Origin of the sequence: Corallococcus sp. Z5C101001, from assembly GCF_007352635.1 — a bacterium.
Taxonomy (GTDB): domain Bacteria; phylum Myxococcota; class Myxococcia; order Myxococcales; family Myxococcaceae; genus Corallococcus; species Corallococcus silvisoli.
In genome coordinates this window covers 754,514-780,208 of the sequence record NZ_VKLU01000001.1, presented here as the reverse complement: position 1 = coordinate 780,208, position 25,695 = coordinate 754,514, and the positions used below count along the sequence as shown (strand labels likewise).

The following is a 25,695-nucleotide window of genomic DNA, read 5'->3' as shown; positions in this document are numbered from 1 at the left end:
TCTCCGTGCCCTGGCCATGTTGGGTACCTCCCCCGAGTCGCAATCCCTACCTCGTGAGCATGACACGCATGGCCCCCATGCCCATCCCCCCAAGGAGGTATGTCAGCGGCGACCCCGGGGCCCTCACCCCTTTCCCCGGGCGGGCGGCGCCCTTATCTCCCCCTGGACGTGTCCCCCCCAGGCAGGTCAGCCTGGACCGCCCTGGAGGATCCAACCCACATGGCCACCCCGTCGTCCCCTGACACCCACCACTTCCACATCGAGGTCATCAAGCTGCTGCTCCAGGTGGCCACCAGCGACGACCGCGTCACCCGCGAGGAGATCGATCAAATCATCGACACCGCGCGTGGCTTCAGCGTCCCCCTGACGGAGCTCAGCGCCCTCACCCGCTGCCTCCAGGACGGCCTGCCCCTCCCGCCCCCGAACCTGGGCGTGCTGCGCGAGGACCCGAAGGCCGTGCTCGAAGCCGTCCACGCCCTCATCACCAAGGACGGCCACGTGCACGAAGCCGAGATCGAGATGGTCCGGCAGCTGCGCCAGATGCTCGGCCTCGTGCCCTGAGTCAGCCCGTCACCTGCAGCGGCGGCGCGTCCTTGTGCTCGGGCGCGCCCGCCAGCCTGCGGGTGAGCCGGCGGCGCACGACGTCCACGTGCTCGCGGAAGAAGTACAGGTTCTCCGCGTAGGCGAGCGGCACCGCGATGCGGTTCACCTCGCGCTCGGCCTCCTCCAGCCGCTTGAGCATGGCCTGGAGCATCTCCTGGTCCGGGTCCTCCTCCAGCTGGATTTCAATCTCCTTCAGCCGCGCGTACCAACGATGGATGCGCGAGCGCACCCGCCAGAGGAACGCCGCGGGCACCGCGCGCCCCAGCGGCACCACCACCGCGATGATGGGCACCAGCATCACCCACAGCCGGTCCACCAGGTTCGCCGCCCAGAACGGCAGGTAGCGCTGGAGCAGCGGCACGCCGGACGCGTAGTAGCGCTTCGCCTCGCTGCTCAAGGGGAAGCCCGCCGCGAGCGGCGCGGGGAACTCCCCCGTCTTGTCCAGGAGGCCCGCCGTGCCATGGATTTCGCTGGCGGCGCGCATGAGCAGGTACGCGAGCGCGGGGTGCAGGGAGTCCCGCGCCAGCAGCAGCGCGTTGGGCGCGAGCAGCACCACGTCCTGTCCGGGCACGTCCTGCGCGAAGTCGAACACGCCCCGGGGCAGCACGTGGCGCGACAGGTACGGGTAGCGGCGCGTGTACGCCTCCGCGCGCGTGAAGCTGAGCAGGCGCACGTCCTTCACCGCGGCCAGCTTCTGGATGCGCGGCGACTCCGCCGGGGCCACCAGGAACACCGCGTCGATCTTCCCCTGCGTCAGCGCGTCGATGGCGGCGTCCCGGTCCAACGGCAGCAGCTCCGTGGGCGCCGCGTCCGCGCGGTTCGCCTTCAGGAGCGTCATCGCCAGCGCGCGCGTGCCGCTCTCCTCCGGGCCCACCGCGACGCGCTTGCCCGCGAGGCCGCGCACGTCGTCCAGGGGCTCGCCCCGGTAGAAGACCCACAGCGGCACGTAGGAGAGGCTGCCCAGCGACACCACGTGCTCCGGGGCCTCCTGCCCCTTGCCGCCGGTGGTGCCGCTCTGCGCGAAGGCGATGTCCACCCCGCTGTCCTCCGCGTTCAGCTGGGCCACGCTGCCCACCGACCCCTGCGTGGTGCGCAGCTCCAGCGTCACCCCGTGCTGCGCGAGGAACTTCTGGTAGCGCTTCGCCATGTAGTTGAAGCCGCCCTCGTCCGGCGCCAGCGCCATCACCAGCGTCTTGGGCGGCGCCGGTTTGACGAAGTAGAACGTCACCGCGAACGCGGCCGCGATGACGAGCACCGCGGGGGCGATGGCGAACCACAGGTCGCGCCGCAGCGTGCGCTTGAGCTGCGTTTTCAGCGTGTCCGTCTTCATGGGGATGCGCAGTATAGCGACCGCGCCGTGCGAGGCCGCGCCACACGCCGCGTCGGCCCAGGCAGGCGAGCACGTCCCGACCCGGGGGCACTTGGCGCCTCCGACTTCACGACACACCCTCCCTCCCAGGCCTTTCTTGAAGGGGTGTCGCATGGGGTGGCGCGGCGGGTGGGTGATGTCTTTGCTGGTGGTGGGGGTGGGCTGCGGGGGCCCGATTCCGGACGGGGCGGAGGACGGCCTCGTACAGGAGCCCACCTCCGAGCCAGGAGTGGAGGCGCAGGCGTACTGCGCCCCCACCGCCGCGAACACCCAGCGGGTGAAGACCATCCTCCCGCCCTCGCAGATTGGCCTCCCGCGCTATGCGCTGGGGCCGAGCAGCTTCGTGAACTTCCAGGGGACGCTGCACTTCGCGGTGAACTACGAGGACGGCCGCGGCGCCCTGTGGCGGAGCACCGGCACGGACGCGGGCACCACGCAGGTGAGGGCCTTCCCGGCGACGGCGGGCAACTTCACGCCCTTCTTGGCGCACCTCACCCCCACCTCCACCCAGCTCTTCTTCCAGGCGACGGACACGGCGACCGGCAGCGAGCTGTGGGTGAGTGACGGAACGACGGCGGGCACCCGGCTCGTCAAGGACCTGACGCCGGGCCCGCAGGACTCGACGCTGGCGGACCTGTCCGCGGTGGGCAACACCCTGGTGTTCGTGAGGGAGCGGCCCGACCCCGCGACGTCCTCTCCCCGCTTCGAGCTGTGGAAGTCGGACGGCACCAGCGCGGGCACGCAGCTGCTGCGCGACTTCGGCTCCAACGTATACGTGAGCTTCGCGGACACGAAGGTGGGCAACGCGCGGCTGCTCTTCGTGCGGGAGAGCGGCGGCGCTACCCTCCTGTGGAGGACGGACGGCACCGCCGGGGGCACCTTCCAGCTGAAGCGGCTGGACGCGGGCCCTTACACCTACCCTTCCGAGGTGCGCAGCTCGGGCACGCTCGCCCTCTTCACGCTGGACGAGAACAGCACCCTGACGGAGCTGTGGAAGTCGGACGGCACCGAGGGTGGGACGGTGCGGCTGGCGTCCTTCGGTCCCACGCGCGCGGTGCGCGTGCTGGGTGAGTTGGGCGGGTTCGCGTACTTCACGTCGACCTCCTACAGCACCCAGTACATGGTCATCTATCGGGTGCCGCTCACGGGCGGCAATCCCACGCCCGTCGTCACGCTGCCCAATGACTACGCCACGAAGGGCGTGGCGCTCCCCAGCATCGACGCCGTGAGCATCGCCCCGGGGGGCACGAAGCTCTACTTCGCCGTCAACATCGGCAGCGAAGGTCCGGCGCCCCGCGACACGCAGCTCTGGGTGACGGATGGCACCGCCGGGGGCACCACGCTGCTGCGCAGGCCGCTGAGCCTGTCGGACGAGTACGGCTCGCCGCTGCTCGCCGTGGCGGACAACCTCGTCTATTTCAGCTCGGACGAGGGGGGCAAGTTTGGCATCGAGCCCTGGGTGAGCAACGGCACGCCCTCCGGGACCTACCGCCTCAAGAACATCAGCACGCAGGGCTTCGATCCGTCCTCCTACCCGCGCGAGTACTTCCTGCTGGGCACCCGCGTCTACTTCAGCGCCTACGACGACACCCTGGCCGGCCAGCTCTGGTCCGCCACGATGCGGACCGGGTGCGTGAGGGCCAAGGACGCACACTAGGCACCTGCTGCCTCTTCGCGCCGTCCCACGCCGGACGATGGGACGGTGCCCCACCCGCCGGGGCTCCAGGCGAGTGACCGTGCCGGGAGGACACATGGGTGTTAGACACACGCGCATGCCGACTCCCAGTGACAGTGCACGCCGCGCGGGACTCCGACAGGAGCGCAGCCGGGCCTCCCGCCAGTTCGAAGGCCACGGCTTCCGCAACACCGCCCCGGTGGCGGCCGGCCTCCAGGGCAACCCGCTGCCCCTGTTGGGCGAGTACTTCTTCGGCGGCACGCAGCGCACCCCGCCCGGCCCCCTGCCCGTGGACGACCCGCGCGGCACCTGGGCCCGCGCGCCAGACACGGGCCTGCGCGTCACCTGGCTGGGCCACAGCACGATGCTGCTGGAGGTGGACGGGGCGCGTGTGCTCACCGACCCCGTCTTCGGCGAGCGGGCCTCGCCCCTGTCCTTCGCGGGTCCCCGGCGCTTCCACGCCACGCCCGTGCCCGTCGAAGCGCTGCCGGACCTGGACGCGGTGCTGGTGTCCCACGACCACTACGACCACCTGTGCCGGAGCACCATCCACGCGCTGGCGAAGCGGCGGGTGCCCTTCATCACCGCGCTGGGCGTGGGGCGCCACCTGGAGGCGTTCGGCGTGGCGCCGGAGCTCATCACCGAGCTGGACTGGTGGGAGGAGCACCGCGTGGGCCTGGTGGGCTTCACCGCGACGCCCTCTCAGCACTTCTCCGGCCGCGGCCTGGGCGACCGCAACACGACGCTGTGGGCGTCCTGGGTCCTCACCACCGACAAGCACCGGCTGTTCTTCAGCGGAGACACCGGCCTCACCTCCGAGTTCGAGGAGATTGGCCGCCGTCACGGCCCCTTCGACCTCGTGATGATGGAGGTGGGCGCGTTCCACCCGAGCTGGGGCGGCATCCACCTGGGCCCGGAGAACGCGCTCAAGGCGCACGCGATGCTGGGCAGCGGCGTCTTGATGCCGGTGCACTGGGGCACCTTCAACCTGGCGCTGCATGCGTGGGACGAGCCCGCGGAGACGCTGGTGAAGCTGGCCACGGAGCAGCAGGTGCGCCTGTTCACGCCCGGCCTGGGCCGGAGCCTGGAGCCCGCGCGCGTGGAGGGCGTGACGCCGTGGTGGCGCGATGTGGGCGAGCCGCGGCTGGTGGCGCAGCCAGCCCCTTGAAGGCTGGCGACAGGGAGAGGACTCGACGCCCACCCGTCGCGGGGGCGTAGAGTCCGCGCCATGAACCGCTCCCGGCTGGTCCTCGCGCTGCCATTGGCCGTCCTGCTGTCTTCGTTCATGGGATGCGACCCCGCGTCGGAAGCGCAACCCCAGACGCAGACGCCACCCGCCAGCGTCGCGAAGAGCTCGAAGCGGGGCATCGCGTATGGCTATCACTCGGCGGCGGACCTGAAGGCGCTCTCCCCCGGGATGAGCTGGTGGTACAACTGGTCGCCCCGGCCCGAGGACGGCGCGGCGAGCGTCTATTCCTCCCAGAACGTCTCCTTCGTGCCCATGGCCTGGGGCGGCACGCCCACGGTGGCCCAGCTCGAGTCGGAGATTCCAGCCGGCGCCACGCACCTGCTGGGCTTCAACGAGCCCAACTTCAAGTTCCAAGCGAACAAGACGCCCCGGCAGGCCGCGGCGCTCTGGCCCGTCCTGGAGGAGGTGGCCCGCCGCAAGGGACTGAAGCTGGTGTCCCCGGCGGTGAACTACTGCGGCGACTGCGTCTCGGAGGATGGCGTCACCTTCACCGACCCGGTCGTGTACCTGGATGCCTTCTTCAAGGCCTGCGCGAACTGCCAGGTGGATGCCATCGCCATCCACTGGTACGCGTGCGACGTGGGCGCCCTCAAGTGGTACGTGGGCCAGTTCAAGAAGTACAACAAGCCCCTGTGGCTGACGGAGTTCGCCTGCGGCGACCGCCCCCACAATGAAATCACCGTCGAAGTGCAGAAGCAGTACATGGTGACTGCCATTGAGTATCTGGAGTCGGAGCCCGCCATCGAGCGCTATGCGTGGTTCTCCGGACGCAACAACGAGATCCCCTCCATCAACCTGCTGGGCGCCTCCGGGGTGCTGACGGAGCTGGGACACCTGTACGTCACGCTGGCCGCGAATGGCTCCAAGCCGTCCCCTTGACGGGGTGAGTCTCCGCCCCACACGGCCCCGTGGGCACAAGGGCAATCCTCCGGGTTTAAACAGACGCGAAGGAGACTATTCGGCGTTTCGTGGGCTCCTTGAAATATTGGCTTAAGATGCCAGCCCATGGCACTCCAAGCGGGAGACGTCTTCGGGCGGTATGAGCTGGTGTCCTGGCTGGGCCGGGGCGGCATGGCGGAGACGTGGCGTGCCCAGCTGGTAGGGGATGCGGGCGTGACGAAGCCCGTCCTCATCAAGAAGGTCCTCCCCGAGTACGCCAACGACGAGGCCTTCATCTCCATGTTCATCAGCGAGGCGCGCATCTCCGCCACGCTGTCCCATGGCAACGTCGCCCAGGTCTTCGACTTTGGCCGCGTGGATGGCGAGTACTTCCTCGCCATGGAGTTCGTGGACGGACAGCCCCTCCACCGCGTCCTCAAGCGCGCCGTGAAGAGTGGCATGAGCGCGCTGCCCATCCCCGTCGCCGTCTTCATCGCGCTGGAGATGTGCCGGGGGCTGCACTACGCGCACACCCGCACGAACGGCAGTGGAACACCCCTGGGCATCGTCCACCGGGACATCTCTCCGGACAACGTGCTGCTGGGCTACGAAGGTCAGATCAAGATCGTCGACTTCGGCATCGCCAAGGCGCAGCTCTTGCGAGGCTTCAAGACGGCGCCGGGCGTGGTGAAGGGCAAGTACCTCTTCTTCTCCCCGGAGCAGGCGCGCGGCGAAGACGTGGATGCGCGCACGGATGTCTGGGCCACCGGCGTCGTGCTTTACGAGTTGCTGTGCGGAAAGCTCCCGGTGGAGGGGGCTCCCCATGTCGTGATGATGCGCCTGGGTCGCGGAGAGATTCCCGCGCCCAGCGTGCTCCGACCGGACCTGCCGCAGGAGTTGAATGACATCGTGATGCGGGCGCTGACTCCGGACCGGGAGCTGCGCTTTGAATCCAGCCATGCGTTCGGGGATGCGCTGGCCGGGTTCCTGTATTCGAACTTCCCGCGCTTCTCCTCCATGAGCATCGCGCACCTGCTGCGGGTGCTGTTCCGCGGAGACCTGGTGCAGGAAGGCCGGGAGCTGTCCGTCCCGGGCTCCTTCCTGGAGGAGATGAAGTCCTGGCGCGAGCCCACGCCCCTGCCCGAGCCCGCGCCCCCACTGCCGCCCGTGAGCGAGCGGCAGACCCGGCGACTGAAGGCTGTCAGTCCGCCCGTCCCCACCGAGACGACGGAGCCCCACGCCCTCGAAGCCTCGTCCGGTGCTTCGCGCCGGCTGATCTACGGACTGAGCGCGGGAGGACTGCTGACCGTGGGGGCGTGCCTGTGGTTCCTGATCCTGATGGAGCCGCACCCATCGCGGATCGAGTCCGCGGCTCCCCCGCCCCGTCCCATCCTCCCCACCGTCAAGGTCGAGCCGCCCACCGAGACGAAGGTCGCCGAGCCAGCTCCTGCCAGACCGCCGCTTTTCGACGAAAAGACAGTCGTCGCGAAGGCCTCCCCTCAAGCGCCCCCCACGTATCTCCAGGAGGTTCAAGAAGCGGTCCGTCTGGCACTTCGCGAGCATGAGGTACCCAGGGCACAGGAGCTCGCGAATGACTGCTTGAGGCGCTATCCACAGACACCCGAGTGCCATCTGATGCTGGGCGTCGTCAATGCCGTCCTCAAGGACTTCAAGGAATCACACGCGCACTACATGAAGTTCGTGGAACTCACACCGAACGGCTACCCGAAAAGGGACCTCGTCATCAAAGCCCTGAGCAAACTCGAAGTCGAAGGCAGAGCGGCGGATACGAGCCCTCCCCAAGCTCCCACCGGAAGCCCCCTCCAGGCGTCCGCGAACCTGCGCCAACAAGCCGACGACCTGACCACGAAGCAGAAGTACGTTGCCGCGCTCGCGAAAGCCGAGCTTTGCATCCAAGCCGACCCCACGTTCGCGGACTGCGAGTTTTCCCTGGGCTACATCCACTCAAAGCTAGGCAACGCCCAGCAGAGCGAACAGCACTACGAGAAGTTCTTGGGAATCGCCCCCATCGACCATCCCAAACGTGCGCGCGTCATCAACATCCTCGGCAGCACCAAGAAGACATCCCGGTAGTACTACTTGATCAGATGCGCGACGGTCCTCGAGGAGGAGCGCGAGCACCGAGTCTGCGGAGGCACAGCGGACAATGGCCGATGCGGCGTAGCAGCAGATACTGAAGCCGCTGGCGCACTTGGGGCAGTGTCCACGGTGTCTTCCTCCGGGGGAAAAGCGCTCGACGGAGCGCGAGGAATCCATGGGCCACCATGCACAGCGTGGCGTGGTGGTGAAAGCCTCTCCAGGTGCGGCCCTCGAAGTGGTCCAGGCCGACTTCGCCCTTCATCTCCTGGGAGTCGCGCTCGACGCGCCAGCGCAGCTTCGCCAGGGTGACGAGGCGCTTGAGAGGCGTGTCTTCCGGCAGAGACGAGAGGTAGTACGTCGTTGGCGCGGCCTCGCCCGGCGGCCACTCACACAGCAGCCACTCGGGAGCGCCGGGCGCCTTGCGCACGACATGGCCTTCAGCGACCTGGTTTCTCACGGCGGCGAAGGTGGAGGACTGCGTACCGCGGCTGCCCTCGCGCCAGCTGATGCGGCGGTACTAATCCTCGGAGAGTTGGAGCGCCAGCTCTTCAATCGTCCAGGGCTGCGCGCCGCTGTCGTCGACGAAGCGTGTCCGGGGACGTCCGTACGCTCCCGCCTTCTTCACCGGAAGGTGCGGCGTCGCACCCGGAGGCCATACCTTGTGCTGCCCCGGCACCGCGACGAGCAGCAGGCCCGTCACGTAGGCCTCCATGGCGCGCCTGCGCTCCAGCCGCCCCATGCCGACGACCATCTCCTCAAGGTAGGCGCCCAGCGCCGCATCCAGCTTCTTGAGCTGCGCGGGTGTCATCACGACCGTGGCTCATGGCCGCCACATATTAGGCCCGAGGGCCTGCCACCCTTGGTGAATTCGTCACCTACTTGCCGTTACCATCCGGCGGCATGGCCCCATCCCGTCGTCGGCTCCCGGGCGTTGTGTCCGCCGTCCTCCTGTCCCTCGCCGTGGGCCTCGTGCTGCCAGGGTGATTCCCTGTCCAGGGCGCCTGCGTCCATGGCTCGTCCATCTACTTCTGCAATGAGGACACCGAGGACGAGTGCCGCGACTTCTGGTGCGACGGCTGGGCCTACTGCGGCTACTTCGACGGCGACTCGTGCGAGGACGTGGGCTTCTCCGAGGTGTCGCTGAACAGCTTCTCCGAGCCGAGGACGCCGGAGTGGAGCTGGGGAACGCCCTCTGGCGGCCCGAGCGGGGGGGCGGAAGCGGCAGCGGCGCGTGCGCCTACTACGACGGGAACCTGAACCGCGTGCTCTGTGAGCAGCGCACCAGTGCGTCCAGCTGTTCGGGCAAGTGGATGGGCAAAGGCACCAGCTGCTCCGGCATGAAGTGCACGAGCAACACCGACCCCAACACCTGCACCGTGTCGGGTGGAAGCTCGGGCGGCACCTGCACGCCCACGTACCAGGGGCCCACCGGCGACGCACAGGTCTACACGCAGTGCGCGTCCGTGTGGAACTACCGCTGCCAGCAGAAGAACGACAGCGCCGCGGACCAGAACTGCCTCGTCTACGACTCGCTCGAGGCAACGGTGGACTCCCCGTACTGCCCTTGAGCCTGAGGCCGGCGGGCCGCGTGAAAGCGGTCCACCGGTACGTCGAGCGCTGACGGCTCAGGCGCGGTGGGCGATCGTCTTCGGCGGCAGCTTGAGGACCTGGCCCACCTTGATGTGGTCCGGGTCCTTGAGCTGATCCTTGTTGGCCTCGAAGATCTTCGTGTACAGCTTCATGTCTCCGTAGATGTCCTTGGCGAGCTTGCCTATGGGCTGGTTTTTATCGGCGGAGCTTATGGCTGCGACGCGGGTTTGAGAGAGGTGAAATCAACGCCAGAAACCTTAACGACGGCCTGCCACGCGGCTTCCTGGCTAGCGCGGTCGTGGAGGTGTGGGTGGCGCTGCACCTCAATTGGGCCCGAGAATTTCCCTTGTGCCGAGGCGAAGAATTGCCCTGAAACGTCCGTCCCAAATTCCGATGCCTGGAGGTAGCGACGAGCCGCGGTCTCCGGGGTCTGATTCATGCCGGGAATGAGGTTCACGATTGGGATAAATATATGCCGCAACGCCCAGCCCGCGCTTCGCACCACCTTGGTGGCGGTTGCGCCCCCGGGCGACACGGCGTACACGGCCATGCCGGAGGGCAGCCGGCGGGCCAGCGCCGCGGTCCACCACGCGATGATGAGCTTGGCATCGGCATACGCATTGTTCGGCACGTACTTTACGTTCGGCCCGTTGTGGATAAGGGCTTCAACAGCAGCGGTTCGATCACCTTGGTGGTACTTGTCCGCGAAGGCAGGCAGGTCGGTGTATTTGAACATGGGTACGCCCCCTCGAGCAGGTTCTGCACCCGCGATAACGATCCGTGCGTCGGGGCTCAGCAAGTTAGCGCGGAGCAAGCCGACGGTCAGTTGATGATGGCCGATGAGAGGAGCTTGGGAAGCCTCGACTCCGTCCGCAGTAAGGACTCGCTTCTTGAAGGGAACCAGTCCTGCATTGAGCAGCAGGAAATCGATCGGTTGACCTCGCTTGACCAACGTAGCGAGGGCGGACTGAACGCTGGATGGTGCGTCCAACTCCAGCTCCAGCGGTGTGAAGACCTGCTTCCTGGTTTCAGTCGCGAGTTGAGCGGCCGTTTCCTTGACCCGAGCGAGGCTGCGCCCAGTGACGATGGTCTCCCCCCAGCCCTCTTCGGCAAGAAGGCGGGCTGCCGCATGACCGAGCCCCGAGGTGGCGCCGGTGACGAGAGCGATCGAATGTTTCAAGGGCGGCTCCGTGGTGGAGAGGTAAAGTCGAGTCGTGGGGCCCAGCTCAGCTAGGGCCCGGTTGGCATTTATGAACTGTTCGGTTATATATTAGGACAACACCACAGTCAACGAGTTCTGAACTAAATGATTCAAAATACCGCCAGGCCGAGGGGTCGACCTCGCAGCTTCGATGAGACGGGGGCGCTGGAAAAGGCGACTCAGGTGTTCTGGTCGAAAGGCTACGACGGAGTGACGATTGACGACCTCGTCGCCGGGATGGGCGTGGGACGGCCGAGCCTGTATGCCGTCTTCGGGGACAAGCGGGCGATATTCTTGCGCGTCCTTAGGGCGTACGCAGAACGGAAGGGCGGATCAGCCGCGAAGGCACTCCTCTCGCCACAGAGTCTTCGGGACTCGATCGCTGGCTTTCTGAGGCACGCCGTCGAAAGTGCGACCCAGCAAGGGTCGGCCCAGGGCTGCCTTGTGGTGTGCGTCGCGCCGCTTGTGAACGACGCCGAGGTTCAGCAATTCCTGCAAAGCACGGTCGCTGGCGGCGCGGCGTTGGTGGAGCGCCGTTTCCGGGACGGGATCAGCGCGGGAGACATCCCGCCTGACTTTCCGGTAGCCGTGCGCGCGATCCAGGTCACGGATTTTGCGCGTGGACTGACTGTGCGTGCGCGGATAGGCACGCCGCGCAAGACGCTCCTCAAAGATGCTGAGGAAGCGGCCGACTTGCTGCTCCAGCTACCATCGAAGACGCGCAGGCCGAAAGGAGCCTGAGCTACCCACAGCGCGCGTGCCGTTTGCCGAAGAGCCTCGACTGACCGCCGACCGTCCTGCGCGCTCCGGCCCGGTCGGCACGCGCTGGAAGGGGGCACGGCGAGTTCTTACGCAGCCACGCGGCCCCCCCCCGGCCATGCCTGGAATCGCCTCGTTGCAGGACGTTGGTCACTTCGGAAAGCACCGTACGATCCTTCCTGCGGGCGAGTTCCTTTGCGGCTTCGATGCACTCCAACTGTGAGCCCGTGGCCAAGCGTCGAACAAGGTCAGCAGATGGCAACTCGTCATCCATCCTCGGAATCTTGGGGCTGCCCAAGCACTCAGTCCAGCGGCTTGCAACGCAGGTGGCCACCAGCGCGTAGAGGCCGGCGAGGTTTTCGCCCGCAGCCTGAAAGTACCGTCCCTCACCCAGCCCTGAAACCAGCGGTGGACCGTCTTGTAGGGCGGGTACTTCTCCCGCGGCAACTCGCTCCACTGCGCGCCGGTCCGCAGAATCCACAGGATGCCGTCCCACAGCGCCCGTGAGGGCGTGGGCGTTCGCCCGGGCCGGTCCTCGCGCTTCAACCTCCGCGCGGGCAGGCGCGGCTCAATCAGGCTCGACTGGTCATTCGTCAGGTCCACCGGTCAGCTTCGAACATGGCCATCCCCTCCATGTCGATCAGCGGCCCGGCCTGCGCCTTCATGCCTGCTCATTAAATTTATACCAACTCTAGCCCCCGGCCCCTCCCGGATCCGCCTACCGCGGCCCTCATTCCCGTCAGGCATTCCGCCATTTCTCCCCATGGAAATCTGGCAATAGGATGCCAGTCCATGGCACTCCAAGCGGGCGACACCTTCGGGCGGTATGAGCTGGTGTCCTGGCTGGGCCGGGGCGGCATGGCGGAGACGTGGCGCGCCCAGTTGGTAGGGGATGCGGGCGTGACCAAGCCTGTCCTCATCAAGAAGGTCCTCCCCGAGTACGCCAACGACGAAGCCTTCATCTCCATGTTCATCAGCGAGGCGCGCATCTCCGCCACGCTGTCCCATGGCAACGTCGCCCAGGTCTTCGACTTCGGCCGCGTGGACGGGGAGTACTTCCTCGCCATGGAGTTCGTGGACGGACAGCCCCTCCACCGCATCCTCAAGCGCGCGATGCGCGAGGGCATGCCCGCGCTGCCCTTCCCCGTCGCTGTCTTCATCGCGATGGAGATGTGCCGCGGCCTTCACTACGCCCATACGCGCACGGACGGCAGCGGAACGCCCCTGGGCATCGTCCACCGGGACATCTCTCCCGACAACGTGTTGGTGAGCTACGAAGGCCAGGTCAAGATCGTCGACTTCGGCATCGCCAAGGCGCAGCTCTTGCGAGGCTTCAAGACGGCGCCGGGCGTGGTGAAGGGCAAGTACCTCTTCTTCTCCCCGGAACAGGCGCGCGGCGAAGACGTGGATGCTCGCACCGATGTCTGGGCCACCGGCGTCGTGCTGTATGAACTGCTCTGCGGCAGGCTCCCCGTGGAAGGACCGCCCCACGTCGTGATGACGCGCGTGGCCCATGGCGAGGTTCCTCCCCCAGGGGAGTTACGGCCGGACCTGCCGGCCGCGCTCAACGCCATCGTCCTCAAGGCCTTGCATCCCGAGCGGTCCCAGCGCTTCGAGTCCAGCCATGCGTTTGGAGAAGCCCTGGCGGAGTTCCTGTACGCCCACCACCCCCGCTTCTCCTCGCTCAGCCTCGCGCACCTGCTGCGGGTGATGTTCCGGGACGACCTGACGCAACAGGGCCGGGACCTCTCCATCCCCAATGCCTTCCTGGATGAGATGCGGTCCTGGCGGGAACCAGGGGCGGCGCTCGCCCGGAAGCCCACGCCTTCCCACGTCCGGGGCAATACCCGGAGGTCCCCCCGCGCCGAGCCCGGGCCCGAGGCGGACCCTCCTGACGCGCTCGCGCCCCCTGGTTCGAGGAAGCTGGCCGTGGGGTTGAGCACCGCCCTCCTGACCGTGGGGGCCGGTTGCTTCTGGCTGCTCACGTCGACCAGCCCGCCCCCCGCCACGCACGGAGGGGGACGCCCCATGGAGCGCCCACCCGGAGCCCTCCAGGCGCCTCCCATGGAGACATGGGACGAAGCTGGGATCGCGAAGGCTCGGTGGACCGTGACTCAACTCCAGAAGGAGCAACACCTGGAGGAGGCATTGCAGCTTTCGACCCGGTGCTTCAACGCCCTGCCCCAGAGCCCCGACTGCCATTGGATGCTCGCGAGCACCCACGCCCTGCGCCAGAACACCGCGCTGGCCGCGTTCCACTACCGGGCCGTCCTGAGCCTCATGCCGCCGGAGGACTCCCGAAGGGCCTCGGTGGCGGCCGAGCTGAGGGCCCTCGAAGGCGATACCGCGCCTCCCGTGGAGGCAGCCTCCCAGCCCTCCGAACCCTCCCTGGACGAACTGCGAAGCCGCATCCAGGAGCTGACGGTGCAAGGCGACCTCCCGGCCGCCTTGACGCTGGCGCATCAATGCGGGACGCGGTTCCCGCGCGAGGCCGAGTGTCAGCTCCTGCTGGGGGCGCTGTATGCGCGCGCCAATGACACCCGCACCAGCGTGAACCACTATCAACGCTTCCTGGAGTTCGCTCCCGCCACTCACCCCAGCCGCAAGAAGGTGGTGAAGATCCTCGACGAGGCGGACGCCCTGTCGTCGGCCACGGGCCGGATCGCGAAGCCAGAGACCTTCGCGGACATGATGGAAGCCGGCCGCACGGCCTTCAGCAACGAGCGGTACCCGGAGGCGGCCACCGCCTACCGGAACGCGCTCGCGATGAGGCCCGGCTCGGCCGATACCAAGCTCGAGTTGGGCCTGACACTCATCAAGCTCCAGAAGGCGACCCCGTCCGAGCGCAAGCAGGCCGTGAGGCTCCTCGAGGACGTCACCCGTCAGAACCCCAGCAACCGGAGGGCCTGGGTGGGCTTGGAGACCGCCTATACGTTGATTGGCGAGCCCGCCAAGGCCAAGCGCGCCAACGACCGGGCGCAGCTCTTCATTCGCAGGAACTACTCGAGCCCGCAGAAGGCCCGAGAGCTGCTCCGGGACTTCTGAAGCGGCGAAGCCTCCTGTCGTCCTACTCCGGCAGGTCCTCGCCCGACGGGAACCCCAGCCCCTGCGTCACCTCCGCGTCCGTGAGCCTCCGGAAGGCCCCCTCCGCCACATCCAGCGCCACCCGCCCCACCCCCTCCCGGTGCAGCGCGAGCACCGGGTGCCCCACCGCCGCGAGCATCCGCTTCACCTGATGGTGCCGTCCCTCCGTGAGCGTGAGCACCACCACGCCGGGCGACCGGAGCACCGCCTCCGCCGGACGCGTGGGGCCGTCCTCCAGCAGCACCCCTTCCCGCAGCCGCGCCAGCGCCGCCTCCGACGGCAGCCCCTCCACGCGCGCCACGTACCGCTTGGGCAGGTGCGTCCGGGGCTCCGTCGCATGCCGCACCAGGCGTTCGTCGTTGGTGAAGAGCAGCAGCCCCGTGGTGTCCCGGTCCAACCGGCCCACCGCGTACCACTCGAACCCTTGAAGCTCCGGAGGCATCACCGCGCGCAGCCGCTCGAAGACGGTGCCCACGCCCTCGGGGTCCGAGCCGTGCACCACCGGCCCCGCGGGCTTGTGGAACATCAGCACCCACACCCGCCGCGTCAGCGCGTGCTCCACGCCGTCCACGCGTACCCGCGTCCCCGCCCCCACGGGCGCGAAGGGCTCCTTCTCCACCCGGCCGTCCACCTCCACCCGGCCATCGCGGATCGCCTGCTCCGCTCCGGCGCGCGGCAACACCCCGGCCCGGCCCAGCGCGCGCGCCAGCCAGTCCGCGCGCGGGCCCACCGGGGCCTCCGGGCCCTTGCGCCTCGCGGCCTCCAGCCATCGCGGCGTCTTCTGCTTGCGCGCCATGCATCCTCCCTGCGTTCCCGGCCGCTGTATCAGATGCGTGACGGCAAGGATTCCCGGGACCGCGAGCACTCGTTCCCGGAACCGCTGGAGGTCGTTGCTGTATCAGCGGCGTGACGACACGGACTCCCGAGACACCGGCCGCATGGGAGCAAGCAGGGGGCCTTGCGGGGCGACCTCGCGCTGTTTGACTCGTCCGGGCGGCTCTGCGCATGTGCGCGCCCGCCGTGTCCACGCGTCCCTCCGAATCCGCCGAAGCCCCGCCTGAACTCCTCGCCGCGCTCGCGCCGCCGCCTCCTGGCCCCGCGGTGGCCTTCGTGCTGCGCCTGGGCCATGCCCTGCACCGCCACGGCACGCCCGCCCACCGCCTGGAAGGGCTGATGCAGCGGGTGAGCGAGCGGCTGGGCCTGGAGGCCCGCTTCTTCTCCACGCCCACCTCCATCTTCGCCTCCTTCGGCCCCCCCGAGGACCTGCGCACCAGCCTCATCCGCGTGGAGCCCGGCGACATGGACCTGGAGCGCCTCATCCTCCTGGACATGCTCGCGGACGACGTCATCCAGGGGCGGCTCACGCCGTCGCAGGGCGCCACCCGCGTGGAGGCCATCCTCGCCCAGCCCCAGCGCTACGGCCCCGTCCTTCAGCTGTTCTGCTGGATGCTGGCGGGCGGCTCCGCGGCCCTGCTGTTCGGCGGGGGTTGGAAGGAGATGCTCGTCGCGGGCGTCAGCAGCCTGGCCATTGGCCTGGTGGACCTGGTGACGCGCAAGCAGCCCACCACCGCGCGGGTGCTGGAGCCCGTGGCGGCCGTGCTGTCCGCCGCGTTCGCGGGCCTCGCCGCCCACTTCTTCGGCCCCCTGCACGGGGAGGTCGCCACGCTCGCGGGCCTCATCGTCCTGCTGCCCGGCCTCACGCTCACCATCGCCGTCAACGAGGTGGCCACGCGCAACCTCATCTCCGGCACGTCGCGCCTCACCCACGCCGCGCTGGTGTTCCTCCAGTTGGGCTTTGGCGCGGCGCTGGGCAGCCGCGTCGCCACGGTGCTGCCGCCGGTTCCCGCGGGCCCCCTGCCCTCGGTGATTTCGACGGAGCTCGCCGTCGCCGCGCTCATCGTCGCGGGCTTCGCCATCGCGGTGCTCTTCCGCGCCCGGCCGCGCGACTGGGGATGGATTGCCCTGGCCGGCGCCGCCGCGTTCGGGGGCGCCCGCCTGGGGACGCTGCTGCTGGGGCCGCAGCTGGGCGCCTTCGCGGGCGCGCTGCTGCTGGGCATTGGCAGCAACGCGCTGGCGCGGCTTCGCAACCGGCCGTCCGTCACCACCGTCGTCCCCGGGCTGATGTTGCTCGTCCCCGGCAGCGTCGGCTTCCGCAGCCTCGCGTCGCTGCTGGAGCGCGACGTGGTGGCCGGCGTGGACACGGCCTTCTCCATGCTGCTCGTCGCGGTGGCGCTGGCGGCGGGCCTGCTGTCCGCCAACGCCATCATGCCCCCGCGCAAGGTGCTCTGAGCGCCGCTACGTCAGGCGCAGCAGATACACGCTCGCGACGGCCACCCCGAAGTACGGCACCAGCACCGCCGCCCCCGCGTACTCCTTCGCCATGCGCTGGCCGAAGAAGAGCGCCAGCAGGGACAGCGCGGAGAGCACCGCGCCCAGGTAGGCGAGGAAGGGGCTGCCATTCACCAGCAGCGCCACCGCGCCCGCGGCGCTCAGCGCCCCCGCCGCCAGCTCCATCAGCGTGATGACCCCCAGCATCGGCGTCACCACGCCCTTCAGGGGCGACTTGGAGAAGTGGCCCGTCAGCCAGCCCAGGTTCCCCTGCCAGTCCACGACCTTGTCCAGACCGGACTGGAGGAAGAGGATGGCCAGGAAGGTGGCGCACAGCAGCTGGGGGAGCCAGAGGGTGAAGCGGGCGGAGTCGAGAGGCGGCATGGCGCGCACTCTACCCTCGCCCAAGCCGCTCCCAAGTCCGGTGAGCAGCCAGCCGGCCGACCTTCAGGGAATCTCCCTTGTGACATTCCGACCAGGCGGGCTCCCGGTGAGCGGTCCGGCTCCCTAACTTGCCGGGGCCATGGCTTCCGATCAGGTTGCGCGACGCGTCTTCGTCGGCCTCATCCTGCTGTCCATCCTCCTGCTGTGCCTGGTCATCCGGCCGTTCGCGGAGGCGCTCTTCCTGGCGGCCGTGCTGGCGGGCGCCTTCCATGGCCTCTACACCCGGCTCAAGCGGCGGGTGCGCGGCCACGGCTCCGTGTCCGCGGGCGTCATCGTCACCGGCGTCCTGCTGGCGCTGCTGCTGCCCCTGGGCGGCCTCACCGCGTTCGTTGTCGCCGAGGTGTCCGCGGGCGCCCGGTTCGTGACGCAGACCGTGCAGGAGAGCGGCGTGGAGGGGCTGGTGGGCAAGCTCCCCGACGGCCTCCAGGCCCCGGTGAGCAAGCTGCTCCAACGGCTGCCGCTGGAGCAGGCCCAGCTGGACCAGAAGCTCCAGGAGCAGGTCACGAGCCAGGGCGGCACGGCGGCCAAGGCCGTGACGGGAGCGGTGGCGGCCACGGGCACGCTCATCCTCCAGACGACGCTGATGCTCATCGCCCTCTACTTCTTCCTCACCGACGGCGCGCGGCTGGTGCAATGGCTGGAGAGCGTGTCACCGCTGCGGCGCGGACAGACGCAGGAGCTGCTGCGCGAGTTCAAGAACACGTCCGTGTCGGTGCTCGTCTCCACCGTGGCCACCGCGGGGGTCCAGGCCGCGGCGGCGCTCATCGGATTCCTCATCGTGGGCGTGCCCGCGGCCGTGTTCTTCACGGGCCTCACGTTCTTCTTCGCCCTCGTCCCCGCCGTGGGCGCCGCGGTGGTGGTGCTGTTCACCGCGGGCCTGATGTTCCTCAGCGGCCACCCCTGGGCCGCGCTCTTCCTGGCCATCTGGGGCGTCGTCGTGGTGGGGCTCGTGGACAACATCGTGAAGCCGTTGCTGGCCCGCAAGGGCATGAACCTGCACGGCGCCATCATCTTCTTCGCCTTGCTGGGCGGCCTGGCGGCGTTCGGCGCCGTGGGCCTGCTGCTGGGCCCGCTCATCGTCGCCTTCTTCCTCTCCGTGGTCCGCATCTACGAGCGCGACTACGGCCGGCCCAACGGCCGGGTGGGCGACCCGTCCACGCCGGGCGGGCCGCCGGTGGAGCCGGGCGGCCATCGCGCCGTGCTCACCTCGGAGTCCGGCGAGCCCCTTGCCGACGTGGACGTGCCGCCCGAGCATTGACCGCCGTCAGGGCGCGGACTTCCTCGGCGCGGTCCCCTTCGCGGGCGCCGGAGCGGCTTCCGGGCCCAGCTCCCGGAACGCGTCGCGCACCCCCTCCGGAGAGGCCGCCACCTTCGCGGCGACGCGGCGGGCCTCCGCGGGCGACAGCCGTCCCAGCAGGCTGCGCTCCAGGTGCTGATCCACGAAGGCCTGGGTGGTGTCCTCCTTCAGGTCCACCATGTCGCCCTTCGCGTCCAGCACCGGCACCACGCGCGGAGAGTTGAGCAGCAGCACTGTGGGCACATCCGCGGCCTTCACGCGGCGGGCGACCTCGTCGCGCAGCTTCGGGTCGAAGTGGATGCCCTTCTCCTGGACCAGCGCGCGGATGCCCTCGTAGTCACCGGTGGCCTTGATGACCATCAGGCGGGACAGCAGCGCGCCCACCGCCTCGCGCATCTTCGCGAAGTCCGGCACCGTCAGGTACGTGCGGCCGTTCTCCACCACCGGCTTCACCGCGCCCTGCTCCTCCAGGAACGTCACCGTCATCTGGTGGCCGCGCTGGTGGTCCTCCTCGAAGGCGTTGCCCGTCTCCACGCGGCGCAGGTTGGTGAGCCCCTCCACCAGGAAGTCCCGGTACATCTGCCGCGCGATGGCCTCGTGGTCCGGCGACAGCTCCGCGAGCGCCGGGTCGAAGGCGTGCCACAGCGCCACCAGGTCCGCCCGCGCCTCCTCCAGCGTGTTGTCGTACTCCTTGAGGAAGACGGACGGGGACTGGCCCTTGAGCTTCGGGTCCACCTGCCCGGAGGCATGGCCCAGCACCTCATGGAAGGCCACCAGCCACTTGCGCGCGGTGACGGAGTACTTCTGCGCCTGCTCGCGGTCCTCGGCCGTGCGGGAGAACTCCAGCGCCAGGGGCAGCCGCGTCACGGCGGAGGCCGCGTCCATGACGTTGGTGATCATCACGCTCTTGCTGCCGTACTTCTCCCGGATGTGCTGCTCGTTGGGCAGGTTGATGCCCGCGGGCGGCTCCGGGTTGGACGTGATGAGGTTGATGGCCTTGGCGACGGGCGGCGCGACCTTCTTGCGGCGGTACTTCTCGGGCCAGGGCAGCCGGTCCTCGAAGTACTGGGCCTTGCGGCCCATGAGCTCCATGATCTGGTTCTCCTTCGCGTCGCGGTAGTTGACGAGCGCCTCCCACTGCCCCTTGTGGCCGCGGGGGTCGACGTACGTCTCGATGAAGCCCAGGTTGGCGTCCACCTTGGGGTCCACCTTGAGCCACGCGATGTTGTAGGCGTCCCAGTCCTGCGGGCTGCCCGTCTGGAAGTAGCGCACGAGCTTGCCCAGCGCGACCTTCTGCGCGGGCTCCGCGGACTTCATCGCCTCCTGGAGGTGGGCGATGACGCGCGAGAGCTCCTTCGCGTACAGGCCCGGCTTGACCTTGCCGTCCGGCGTGCCCGCGCGGAACACCTGCTCCACCAGCTTGCCGTTCTGCTTCACCACGCGCGAGTTGAGCGGGTACTTCTCCCGGAAGCCCACCAGGTCCTTCTCCGTCACGCCGGGGCCATAGGCGGTGTTGGAGGAGGCGGTGAGCAGGTCCTGGCCCGGCGGCGGGGCCTTGGAGGTGAGCTGCGGCTCGAAGGCCGCGTCGAAGAGGGTGGGCTTCAGCTCCTGGAGCCAGGCCTGGAGCCCCGCCTCGTCCTTCACCGTCCAGGGCGCGCCGGCCGCGAGGGCGCGGGAGGCGCCCGCGGCAAGCTGCTCGGCGGTGAAGGCCGGGACGAACTTCTGGCCGGTGGTGCTGTCGTGGTTGCCGCCGTGCCCGTAGAAGCGCAGCAGGTAGTCCGCCAGCTTCGCGTCGAAGCCGGACGCGGCGCTCTGCGCATCCCGGCCGAACAGCCAGACGCCCTCCAGCAGCTGCTTGGCCGGCACCAGCTTCCAACCCAGCTGGTCATACGCGATGTCCTCCCCCGCGTGCGCCGCGAGCGTGAGGGACCACGCCACGCGCTTCTCCGCGAGCGACAGCTCCGCGACGCCCGGCGCGAACATCTGGGCGACGGCGGTGTTTCCGGAGCGGGCCCGGAGGAACCTTCCGCCAGGGACCGTGAGGGTGGGCTGCGCGGTCTGGGCGAGTCCTGCATCGGGTGGGGTGGAGGGCGCGGCGGCGAGGACGGCGGCCAGCAGCAGGGGCTTCATGAAGGCTCCAGGGAGACGTGACGGGTCGTGGCTACCGCGCGCGGGAGGTGGACTCAAGCGGCGCGCGGCCGAGCCCGCCGCGGCTGGACAGAGTGCCCGTTGGGGGGTCCCCCTGTCCTAGGATGGGCGCCCTTCTCTTGGAGACATCATGGTGCGTGTTTCTCGCTTGCCCCGGCTGGTGTTGTTGCTTCCCCTGTTGACGCTGCTCGGCACGGTGGCCTGTGGCGACGATGAGCCGACCACCCCCACCCCCGACAGCGGCTCCCACACCGTGGACGCGGGCACGGATGCCGGCATCGACGCGGGTCATGACGCAGGCCCTGGCGCGGAGACGGACGCGGGCGCCGACGCGGGCCCGGAGCTGGACGCCGGCATCGACGCGGGCACGGAGTCGGACGCCGGCATCGACGCGGGCGCGGAGTCGGACGCGGGGACGGAGCTGGACGCCGGCACCGACGCGGGCACGGGGACGGAGGCGGACGCGGGCACCGACGGTGGTGTGGCGTGCACCCCGAGCGGCTGGGTGGATGAGCCGGCGGACCTGGGCGTCATCACCAACCGGTCGCTCGACATCCTGGTCCGGCTTCGCGCCATCCCGGGCCTCGCCGTGCAGGAGAACCCCAACGGCGTGAACGTGCCCACGGGCTACCGCCTCTTCGTCATGAAGTACAACCAGCCCGCGGACCACGCGCACCCGGAATGCCAGCGCTTCGAACAGCGCGTGACGCTGATGCACACGTCGGACGCGAAGCCGATGGTGCTCTACACGGGTGGCTACAATGTCTCGGTGGGGACCGGCCGCTCGGAGCCCGCACAGCTGCTGGCAGGCAACCAGATCGCCCTGGAGCACCGCTTCTTCCCGCCCAGCATCCCGACCCCCGCGGACTGGAGCCACCTCACCATCCGCCAGTCCGCGGATGACTTCCACCGCATCACCCAGGCGCTCAAGCCCATCTACACCGGCAAGTGGGTGTCCACCGGCGGCAGCAAGGGCGGTGAGACGGTGGTGTTCTTCCGCCGCTTCTACCCGGATGACGTGGACGCCACGGTGGCGTACGTGGCGCCCATCGCCCGCCGCGATGACGAGCGCTTCCCGGCCTTCCAGGACACCGTGGGCGGAGCCGCGCAGGCCGCCTGCCGCGAGCGGCTGTGGGCCTTCCAGCGCGAGGTGCTCTCGCGGCGGGAGCGGATGCTCGCCCTCGTGGACGACTACGCCCGCACGGAGGGGCTGACGTACACGCAGCTGGGCCGGGAGCTGGTGCTGGAGCACGCCGCCATCGAGACGTACTTCGCCTTCTGGCAGTACGACGCCCCCTCGCGCTGCGTCCAGAACATCCCCGGCACCGATGCCACGGATCAGGAGCTGTTCGACGCGATGGACTACGAGGTGGGCATGGGCTCCTTCGCGGACTCGGGCATCGCGCCCTACGCGGCCTACTACTACCAGTCCGCCCTGGAGCTGGGCTGGCCCCAGCCCTACGAGGCGCACCTGGGCGCGCTCATCCACTTCCCGGGCACGGACACCGGCGAGGTGTACTCGCCGCCCGGCATCCCGTTCGTCTTCCGTCCCCAGGCCATGCCGGACATCCAGGACTGGGTGTCCACCCAGGGCAACCGCCTGATGTTCATCTACGGCAGCCTGGATCCCTGGACGGCGGCGGCCTACTCGCTGGGGAGCGCGCAGGACTCCTACTACTACACCGTGCAGGGCGGGAATCACGGCGCGCGCATCAGCCAGCTCCCCGCGCAGCAGCAGACGGAGGCGAAGGCCACCCTCAACCGCTGGATGGGCGTCTCCCCGCTCAAGCGCGCCCCCAAGGTGTCGCTCGAGGACGAGCCGCCCCTCTTCGCGCCGCGCCTGCCGCCCCGGCTGCGCGCGGGCTCGCAGCCGTAAGCGGCCCCAAGGCCGTCCCGGGATGACGCCGGGGCGGCCCGTCGGGGTCAGCGGCCCAGAGCCTGGAAGCCGCCCCCGCGCCGTCGCGGCCTGGGCGGAGGAGGCTCAGCCAGGGACCGCCCCCAAGGCTCCGGAAGGCCGCCCCGAGAGGCGGACTTCCGGGCCGGGCGCGGGCGGCCGGAACGCGGAGCGCGTCCCGGCGACGCCGCCTAGAACGCGGTGCCGTTGGCGCGCTTGCCGGGCGAGCTGCCCGTGCTGGCCAGCGACGTGTGCAGCACGAAGCTGCCCGTGGCGCTCACGTCCGGGCTGCGGTTGGCGGACACGCCGTCCGTGCTCGCGAGCGACGACGCGAACACCACCGAGTCCACCGTGGTGCCCGCGCTGTTCTTCACCGTGACGGTGTCCCCGCTGTTGGACAGGCCCAGCGTCCCCGTGGACGCGGCCACCGCGCCCACCGTGCCCGCCGGGATGCCGGACGCGCCCCCGAACACCACCACCGCCTTGCCCGCGGCCACCGTGGTGCCGCTGGCGAAGGTGTGCCGCACGTTCGTGCTGTCGGACACCGTCCAGCCGCTCACGTCCACCGCCGCGGTGCCGCTGTTGACTAGCTCCACGAACTCGCCGCTCACGTCCGAGCCCGGCTCGTTCAGCAGCACCTCGTTGATGAACAGGGTGCCCGTACCGCCCGAGCCGCCCCCCGTGGTGATGGTGAAGGCCCCGTTGTTCAGGTCGCTGACGGAGGCATCGCTCGCATCGCTCACCCGCACCCAGGCGTTGGTGCTGGCGCTGCCGGGCACCGTCCACGCCACGCTGCCCGCGGACGCGCTCGTGCTGGACGTCACCGTCGTCCAAGAGGAGCCGTTCAGCGAGTACTCCACCTTCACGTTGGAGATGCCGGACGCCGTCCAGGTGATGGTGTGCGCCGAGCCGCCCACCCAGCTCTCACCGCCATTGGGCGACAGCACCGTCACGGAGCTGGAGACGGCGTCCCCCGGGATGAGGAAGTCCTTGATGACGCCCATGTGCTGCATGCCGGTCGCGCCGCTGTCACCCGCCACCGCCGGCGAAATCTCCGAGATGGGCGAGTACACGCGCGTGTCCACCACCAGCCCGCTGGCGAAGGTGCTGGAGCCGATGACGACGGACGTCTGGTAGGGGCGCAGGTCGCTGTCCACCAGCACGTGGTCGTACGGCGAGCTGCGGCCCGCGTTGGTGTTGGTGTTGCCGTTGCGGTCCGCCGGGTACGGCGACGCCGTGTTCACCACCTGGGAGAAGGTGCTCAGCGCCGCCTCGCTGCGGCTGCTGGTGTTGAAGTCACCGCCAATGACCAGGTAGTCCCCCGCCGGCACGTTGGCGTTGATGAACTTCACCAGGTTGGTGGCCTCCGTGTTGCGGACGCTGGCGTTGGTCGTCAGCAGGTGCACGCTGATGGCCCACAGGTCCTTGGGCCCCGGGATGTCGATGCGCGCCCACGCGAAGTCCCGGTTGGACACCTGCGTGTCGTCCCACTCACCGGACGCGATGATGGGGTAGCGGCTGATGATGCCGTTGGGGATCTGCGCGCCCCCCTCACGGTAGTACGAGAAGCCCGTGCCGAAGGCCGTGTCCACGAAGCTGCGGATGTCCGCCGCGGAGTCCGTCTTGTAGTTGAACTCCTGGATCATCACGACGTCCGGGTTGGTGCCCTGGAAGATGCGGATGCCGTGCCCGGGGTCATAGTCCTGCCCGTTGCCGCTGCTCAGGTTCGCCGCCATCAGGCGCAGCCGCACGTTGGCCAGCCCATCCTCGCGAGCGACGAGCTCGGGCGCCGTCGCGCCGTCGTCCAGCTCCGCCGGACCCCCGCAGGCGCCCAGCACCGCGAACGCCAGCGTGAAGGACCACGCCCGCAAGGAGGCGGAAGGCCGCCGGAAGAGGTCTTGTTTCAGGTTCACGATGTTTCATCCTGCTCCCGGGAAGCCCAGGAGCCATAGAGGTTCAGGGACGTCACGGCAGGGCCGCGTACGCAGTATTCCGCGTACACGACGCCTCCGCCGTTTATCCGTCACATTCCTCGAAACGTTGCGTGACGACGGTCCCCGGCCCGCGCGCCGGCCCGTCTGTTACGCATTGTTACATCGCGGCCGTGGTGGACAGGGCGACGAAGGCGTAGCGCAGGCCCTTGCCCAGGGTGACGAAGAAGACAAACGGCACGGGGCGCACGCCGACGAAGCCGCCGGCGAGCACGAACGCGTCCCCCAGGATGGGCAGCCACGACATGAGCAGCGCGGGGGCGCCCCAGGTGCGCAGGTTCGCCTCCACGCGCGCCATGCGGGGGCCTTCCTTCTCCCGCCTGCGCGCCACCCAGCGGCCCACGGCCCCGCCGCCTCCGCGGGATACCCACTGGCCCAGGATGTAGAGCGTCACCGCGCCCAGCACGTTGCCCACGGTGGCCACCACGGTGGCCGTCACCGGCGGCGAGCCGTTGTAGATGAGCGCGGCGAGCATCGCCTCGGAGGGCACCGGCACCACGGAGCCCGCCAGCATCGCGACGAAGAACATCCCGGGGAGGCCCCAGGTGGACAGGGTGGACGGCTCGGCGGTCATGGGAGGCCTGGGGCCATACACCCAGGACCGGCCGCGCGTCTTGTCCGCCGTGTCCTGGCCGCGCCCGCCGCCCTGCCCTTCAGGGCCAGCGGGTGTCCGGCGCCGGGGGACTCAGGGGCCGCGACCGCCAGGGGGCTTGTAGGCGTGGGTAGGGGTCCCCATCGTCCCCGCCATGCGACGACCCACCCGGGAGCGGACAGGCATGCGGTCCATCGACACCGAGGACGAACGAATCGCGTCCCTGCTCATCGCCGACGACCCGGCGCCGCCCTCGGATGGGGCCAGGGACGTGGCGGTGCGGCTGCGCGACGGGCGCCGCTTCGTGCTCACCGTGCACACCCTGGAGGCGCTGGAGGCGCGGCTGGGGGGCGCGCCGTCCTTCGTGGCGACCGGCGTCGTCCTGGTGCGGCGGATGTCGGATGGCGCCGTGCTCCACGCGGTGCGCTCCGCGCTGGACCGGGGCGTGGAGCGGTTCGGCACGCTCCAGCCGCCCATCGAGGAGTAGCCGGG

At 69.4% G+C, this 25,695-nt stretch carries 23 protein-coding genes; 12 read left to right on the top strand and 11 right to left on the bottom strand.

Translation table 11 applies throughout. The annotated features are described in order from the left end of the window. Window positions 1-219: 219 nt before the first annotated feature. Entirely contained in the window at window positions 220-561 is a 342-nt protein-coding gene (locus tag FOF48_RS03265; protein WP_143898616.1) for a TerB family tellurite resistance protein, read from the top strand. A 1-nt stretch (window position 562) separates the two neighbouring features. On the opposite strand, the gene FOF48_RS03260 is transcribed toward FOF48_RS03265, so the two are convergent. Further along, window positions 563-1,933: a TAXI family TRAP transporter solute-binding subunit gene (locus tag FOF48_RS03260; RefSeq protein WP_143898614.1), complete on the bottom strand. Its 1,371-nt coding sequence runs from the start codon at window positions 1,931-1,933 to the stop codon at window positions 563-565. Window positions 1,934-2,108: 175 nt separating this feature from the next. On the opposite strand from FOF48_RS03260, the gene FOF48_RS03255 reads away from it, so the two are divergent. The 4 genes from FOF48_RS03255 (at window position 2,109) to FOF48_RS03240 (ending at window position 7,869) form a co-directional block, all read left to right on the top strand. Continuing rightward, window positions 2,109-3,629: an ELWxxDGT repeat protein gene (locus FOF48_RS03255; protein WP_255441842.1), complete on the top strand. Its 1,521-nt coding sequence runs from the start codon at window positions 2,109-2,111 to the stop codon at window positions 3,627-3,629. Between the two features lie 115 nt (window positions 3,630-3,744). Beyond that, complete coding sequence (locus FOF48_RS03250) at window positions 3,745-4,815, top strand: MBL fold metallo-hydrolase (RefSeq protein WP_255441841.1); 1,071 nt, start codon at window positions 3,745-3,747, stop codon at window positions 4,813-4,815. A 60-nt stretch (window positions 4,816-4,875) separates the two neighbouring features. Then, window positions 4,876-5,775 carry a glycoside hydrolase family protein gene (locus tag FOF48_RS03245; protein WP_255441840.1) on the top strand — a complete coding sequence of 300 codons (900 nt, stop codon included), beginning with the start codon at window positions 4,876-4,878 and terminating at the stop codon, window positions 5,773-5,775. 126 nt (window positions 5,776-5,901) lie between these two features. Continuing rightward, window positions 5,902-7,869, top strand: a complete 1,968-nt coding sequence (locus FOF48_RS03240; protein WP_143898608.1) for a serine/threonine-protein kinase — start codon at window positions 5,902-5,904, stop codon at window positions 7,867-7,869. A 10-nt stretch (window positions 7,870-7,879) separates the two neighbouring features. Here the strand turns inward: FOF48_RS03240 and FOF48_RS03235 are convergent, their stop codons facing one another. Continuing rightward, window positions 7,880-8,302, bottom strand: coding sequence for a transposase (locus tag FOF48_RS03235; protein WP_186001744.1), 423 nt, complete (start codon window positions 8,300-8,302; stop codon window positions 7,880-7,882). 90 nt (window positions 8,303-8,392) lie between these two features. Continuing rightward, window positions 8,393-8,686: a transposase gene (locus FOF48_RS03230; RefSeq protein ID WP_143898604.1), complete on the bottom strand. Its 294-nt coding sequence runs from the start codon at window positions 8,684-8,686 to the stop codon at window positions 8,393-8,395. A gap of 361 nt (window positions 8,687-9,047) precedes the next feature. Here FOF48_RS03230 and FOF48_RS03225 point away from each other — a divergent pair, with 361 nt between their 5' ends. Further along, window positions 9,048-9,443, top strand: coding sequence for a hypothetical protein (locus tag FOF48_RS03225; protein WP_143898602.1), 396 nt, complete (start codon window positions 9,048-9,050; stop codon window positions 9,441-9,443). 57 nt (window positions 9,444-9,500) lie between these two features. Here FOF48_RS03225 and FOF48_RS03220 read toward each other — a convergent pair whose 3' ends face one another. Together FOF48_RS03220 and FOF48_RS03215 are read right to left on the bottom strand one after the other, a co-directional pair. Beyond that, entirely contained in the window at window positions 9,501-9,617 is a 117-nt protein-coding gene (locus FOF48_RS03220) for a LysM peptidoglycan-binding domain-containing protein (protein WP_255441839.1), read from the bottom strand. Between the two features lie 56 nt (window positions 9,618-9,673). After that, the gene (locus tag FOF48_RS03215) at window positions 9,674-10,645 is read right to left on the bottom strand and encodes an SDR family NAD(P)-dependent oxidoreductase (RefSeq protein ID WP_143898601.1); all 972 of its coding nucleotides are present in this window, start codon (window positions 10,643-10,645) and stop codon (window positions 9,674-9,676) included. Window positions 10,646-10,771: 126 nt separating this feature from the next. Between FOF48_RS03215 and FOF48_RS03210 the strand changes: the two genes are divergently transcribed. Further along, window positions 10,772-11,407 (top strand): TetR/AcrR family transcriptional regulator, encoded by a 636-nt coding sequence (locus tag FOF48_RS03210; RefSeq protein ID WP_143898599.1) that lies wholly within the window; start codon window positions 10,772-10,774, stop codon window positions 11,405-11,407. 168 nt (window positions 11,408-11,575) lie between these two features. Here the strand turns inward: FOF48_RS03210 and FOF48_RS37680 are convergent, their stop codons facing one another. After that, the gene (locus tag FOF48_RS37680) at window positions 11,576-12,028 is read right to left on the bottom strand and encodes a transposase (RefSeq protein ID WP_143898597.1); all 453 of its coding nucleotides are present in this window, start codon (window positions 12,026-12,028) and stop codon (window positions 11,576-11,578) included. 189 nt (window positions 12,029-12,217) lie between these two features. Between FOF48_RS37680 and FOF48_RS03200 the strand changes: the two genes are divergently transcribed. Next, complete coding sequence (locus FOF48_RS03200; RefSeq protein WP_143898595.1) at window positions 12,218-14,470, top strand: serine/threonine-protein kinase; 2,253 nt, start codon at window positions 12,218-12,220, stop codon at window positions 14,468-14,470. Window positions 14,471-14,492: 22 nt separating this feature from the next. Here FOF48_RS03200 and FOF48_RS03195 read toward each other — a convergent pair whose 3' ends face one another. Further along, window positions 14,493-15,305, bottom strand: a complete 813-nt coding sequence (locus FOF48_RS03195) for a pseudouridine synthase (protein ID WP_143898593.1) — start codon at window positions 15,303-15,305, stop codon at window positions 14,493-14,495. A 209-nt stretch (window positions 15,306-15,514) separates the two neighbouring features. Between FOF48_RS03195 and FOF48_RS03190 the strand changes: the two genes are divergently transcribed. After that, the gene (locus FOF48_RS03190; RefSeq protein WP_143898591.1) at window positions 15,515-16,798 is read left to right on the top strand and encodes a threonine/serine exporter ThrE family protein; all 1,284 of its coding nucleotides are present in this window, start codon (window positions 15,515-15,517) and stop codon (window positions 16,796-16,798) included. 6 nt (window positions 16,799-16,804) lie between these two features. On the opposite strand, the gene FOF48_RS03185 is transcribed toward FOF48_RS03190, so the two are convergent. Then, the gene (locus FOF48_RS03185; protein WP_143898589.1) at window positions 16,805-17,221 is read right to left on the bottom strand and encodes a DoxX family protein; all 417 of its coding nucleotides are present in this window, start codon (window positions 17,219-17,221) and stop codon (window positions 16,805-16,807) included. Between the two features lie 139 nt (window positions 17,222-17,360). Here FOF48_RS03185 and FOF48_RS03180 point away from each other — a divergent pair, with 139 nt between their 5' ends. Beyond that, window positions 17,361-18,539: an AI-2E family transporter gene (locus FOF48_RS03180; RefSeq protein WP_143898587.1), complete on the top strand. Its 1,179-nt coding sequence runs from the start codon at window positions 17,361-17,363 to the stop codon at window positions 18,537-18,539. 6 nt (window positions 18,540-18,545) lie between these two features. Here FOF48_RS03180 and FOF48_RS03175 read toward each other — a convergent pair whose 3' ends face one another. After that, the gene (locus FOF48_RS03175; protein ID WP_143898585.1) at window positions 18,546-20,708 is read right to left on the bottom strand and encodes a peptidase; all 2,163 of its coding nucleotides are present in this window, start codon (window positions 20,706-20,708) and stop codon (window positions 18,546-18,548) included. A gap of 148 nt (window positions 20,709-20,856) precedes the next feature. On the opposite strand from FOF48_RS03175, the gene FOF48_RS03170 reads away from it, so the two are divergent. Further along, window positions 20,857-22,602, top strand: a complete 1,746-nt coding sequence (locus FOF48_RS03170; RefSeq protein WP_143898583.1) for a S28 family serine protease — start codon at window positions 20,857-20,859, stop codon at window positions 22,600-22,602. 209 nt (window positions 22,603-22,811) lie between these two features. On the opposite strand, the gene FOF48_RS03165 is transcribed toward FOF48_RS03170, so the two are convergent. After that, window positions 22,812-24,527 carry a lamin tail domain-containing protein gene (locus FOF48_RS03165; protein ID WP_201755871.1) on the bottom strand — a complete coding sequence of 572 codons (1,716 nt, stop codon included), beginning with the start codon at window positions 24,525-24,527 and terminating at the stop codon, window positions 22,812-22,814. 184 nt (window positions 24,528-24,711) lie between these two features. After that, entirely contained in the window at window positions 24,712-25,185 is a 474-nt protein-coding gene (locus FOF48_RS03160; protein WP_143898579.1) for a YqaA family protein, read from the bottom strand. 202 nt (window positions 25,186-25,387) lie between these two features. On the opposite strand from FOF48_RS03160, the gene FOF48_RS03155 reads away from it, so the two are divergent. Beyond that, the gene (locus FOF48_RS03155; protein WP_143898577.1) at window positions 25,388-25,690 is read left to right on the top strand and encodes a hypothetical protein; all 303 of its coding nucleotides are present in this window, start codon (window positions 25,388-25,390) and stop codon (window positions 25,688-25,690) included. The last annotated feature ends 5 nt before the right edge of the window (window positions 25,691-25,695 follow it).

What these genes read in the sequence shown, in the direction of transcription:
- FOF48_RS03180 (WP_143898587.1), top strand. Translation starts at nt 17,361, where the DNA reads ATGGCTTCCGATCAGGTTGCGCGACGCGTCTTCGTCGGCCTCATCCTG.
- FOF48_RS03250 (WP_255441841.1), top strand. Translation starts at nt 3,745, where the DNA reads ATGCCGACTCCCAGTGACAGTGCACGCCGCGCGGGACTCCGACAGGAG.
- FOF48_RS03190 (WP_143898591.1), top strand. Translation starts at nt 15,515, where the DNA reads ATGTGCGCGCCCGCCGTGTCCACGCGTCCCTCCGAATCCGCCGAAGCC.
- FOF48_RS03175 (WP_143898585.1), bottom strand. Translation starts at nt 20,708, where the DNA reads ATGAAGCCCCTGCTGCTGGCCGCCGTCCTCGCCGCCGCGCCCTCCACC.
- FOF48_RS03260 (WP_143898614.1), bottom strand. Translation starts at nt 1,933, where the DNA reads ATGAAGACGGACACGCTGAAAACGCAGCTCAAGCGCACGCTGCGGCGC.
- FOF48_RS03210 (WP_143898599.1), top strand. Translation starts at nt 10,772, where the DNA reads ATGATTCAAAATACCGCCAGGCCGAGGGGTCGACCTCGCAGCTTCGAT.
- FOF48_RS03195 (WP_143898593.1), bottom strand. Translation starts at nt 15,305, where the DNA reads ATGGCGCGCAAGCAGAAGACGCCGCGATGGCTGGAGGCCGCGAGGCGC.
- FOF48_RS03155 (WP_143898577.1), top strand. Translation starts at nt 25,388, where the DNA reads ATGCGGTCCATCGACACCGAGGACGAACGAATCGCGTCCCTGCTCATC.
- FOF48_RS03185 (WP_143898589.1), bottom strand. Translation starts at nt 17,221, where the DNA reads ATGCCGCCTCTCGACTCCGCCCGCTTCACCCTCTGGCTCCCCCAGCTG.
- FOF48_RS03255 (WP_255441842.1), top strand. Translation starts at nt 2,109, where the DNA reads ATGTCTTTGCTGGTGGTGGGGGTGGGCTGCGGGGGCCCGATTCCGGAC.
- FOF48_RS03240 (WP_143898608.1), top strand. Translation starts at nt 5,902, where the DNA reads ATGGCACTCCAAGCGGGAGACGTCTTCGGGCGGTATGAGCTGGTGTCC.
- FOF48_RS03170 (WP_143898583.1), top strand. Translation starts at nt 20,857, where the DNA reads ATGGTGCGTGTTTCTCGCTTGCCCCGGCTGGTGTTGTTGCTTCCCCTG.
- FOF48_RS03245 (WP_255441840.1), top strand. Translation starts at nt 4,876, where the DNA reads ATGAACCGCTCCCGGCTGGTCCTCGCGCTGCCATTGGCCGTCCTGCTG.
- FOF48_RS03265 (WP_143898616.1), top strand. Translation starts at nt 220, where the DNA reads ATGGCCACCCCGTCGTCCCCTGACACCCACCACTTCCACATCGAGGTC.
- FOF48_RS03220 (WP_255441839.1), bottom strand. Translation starts at nt 9,617, where the DNA reads ATGAAGCTGTACACGAAGATCTTCGAGGCCAACAAGGATCAGCTCAAG.
- FOF48_RS03200 (WP_143898595.1), top strand. Translation starts at nt 12,218, where the DNA reads ATGGCACTCCAAGCGGGCGACACCTTCGGGCGGTATGAGCTGGTGTCC.
- FOF48_RS03160 (WP_143898579.1), bottom strand. Translation starts at nt 25,185, where the DNA reads ATGACCGCCGAGCCGTCCACCCTGTCCACCTGGGGCCTCCCCGGGATG.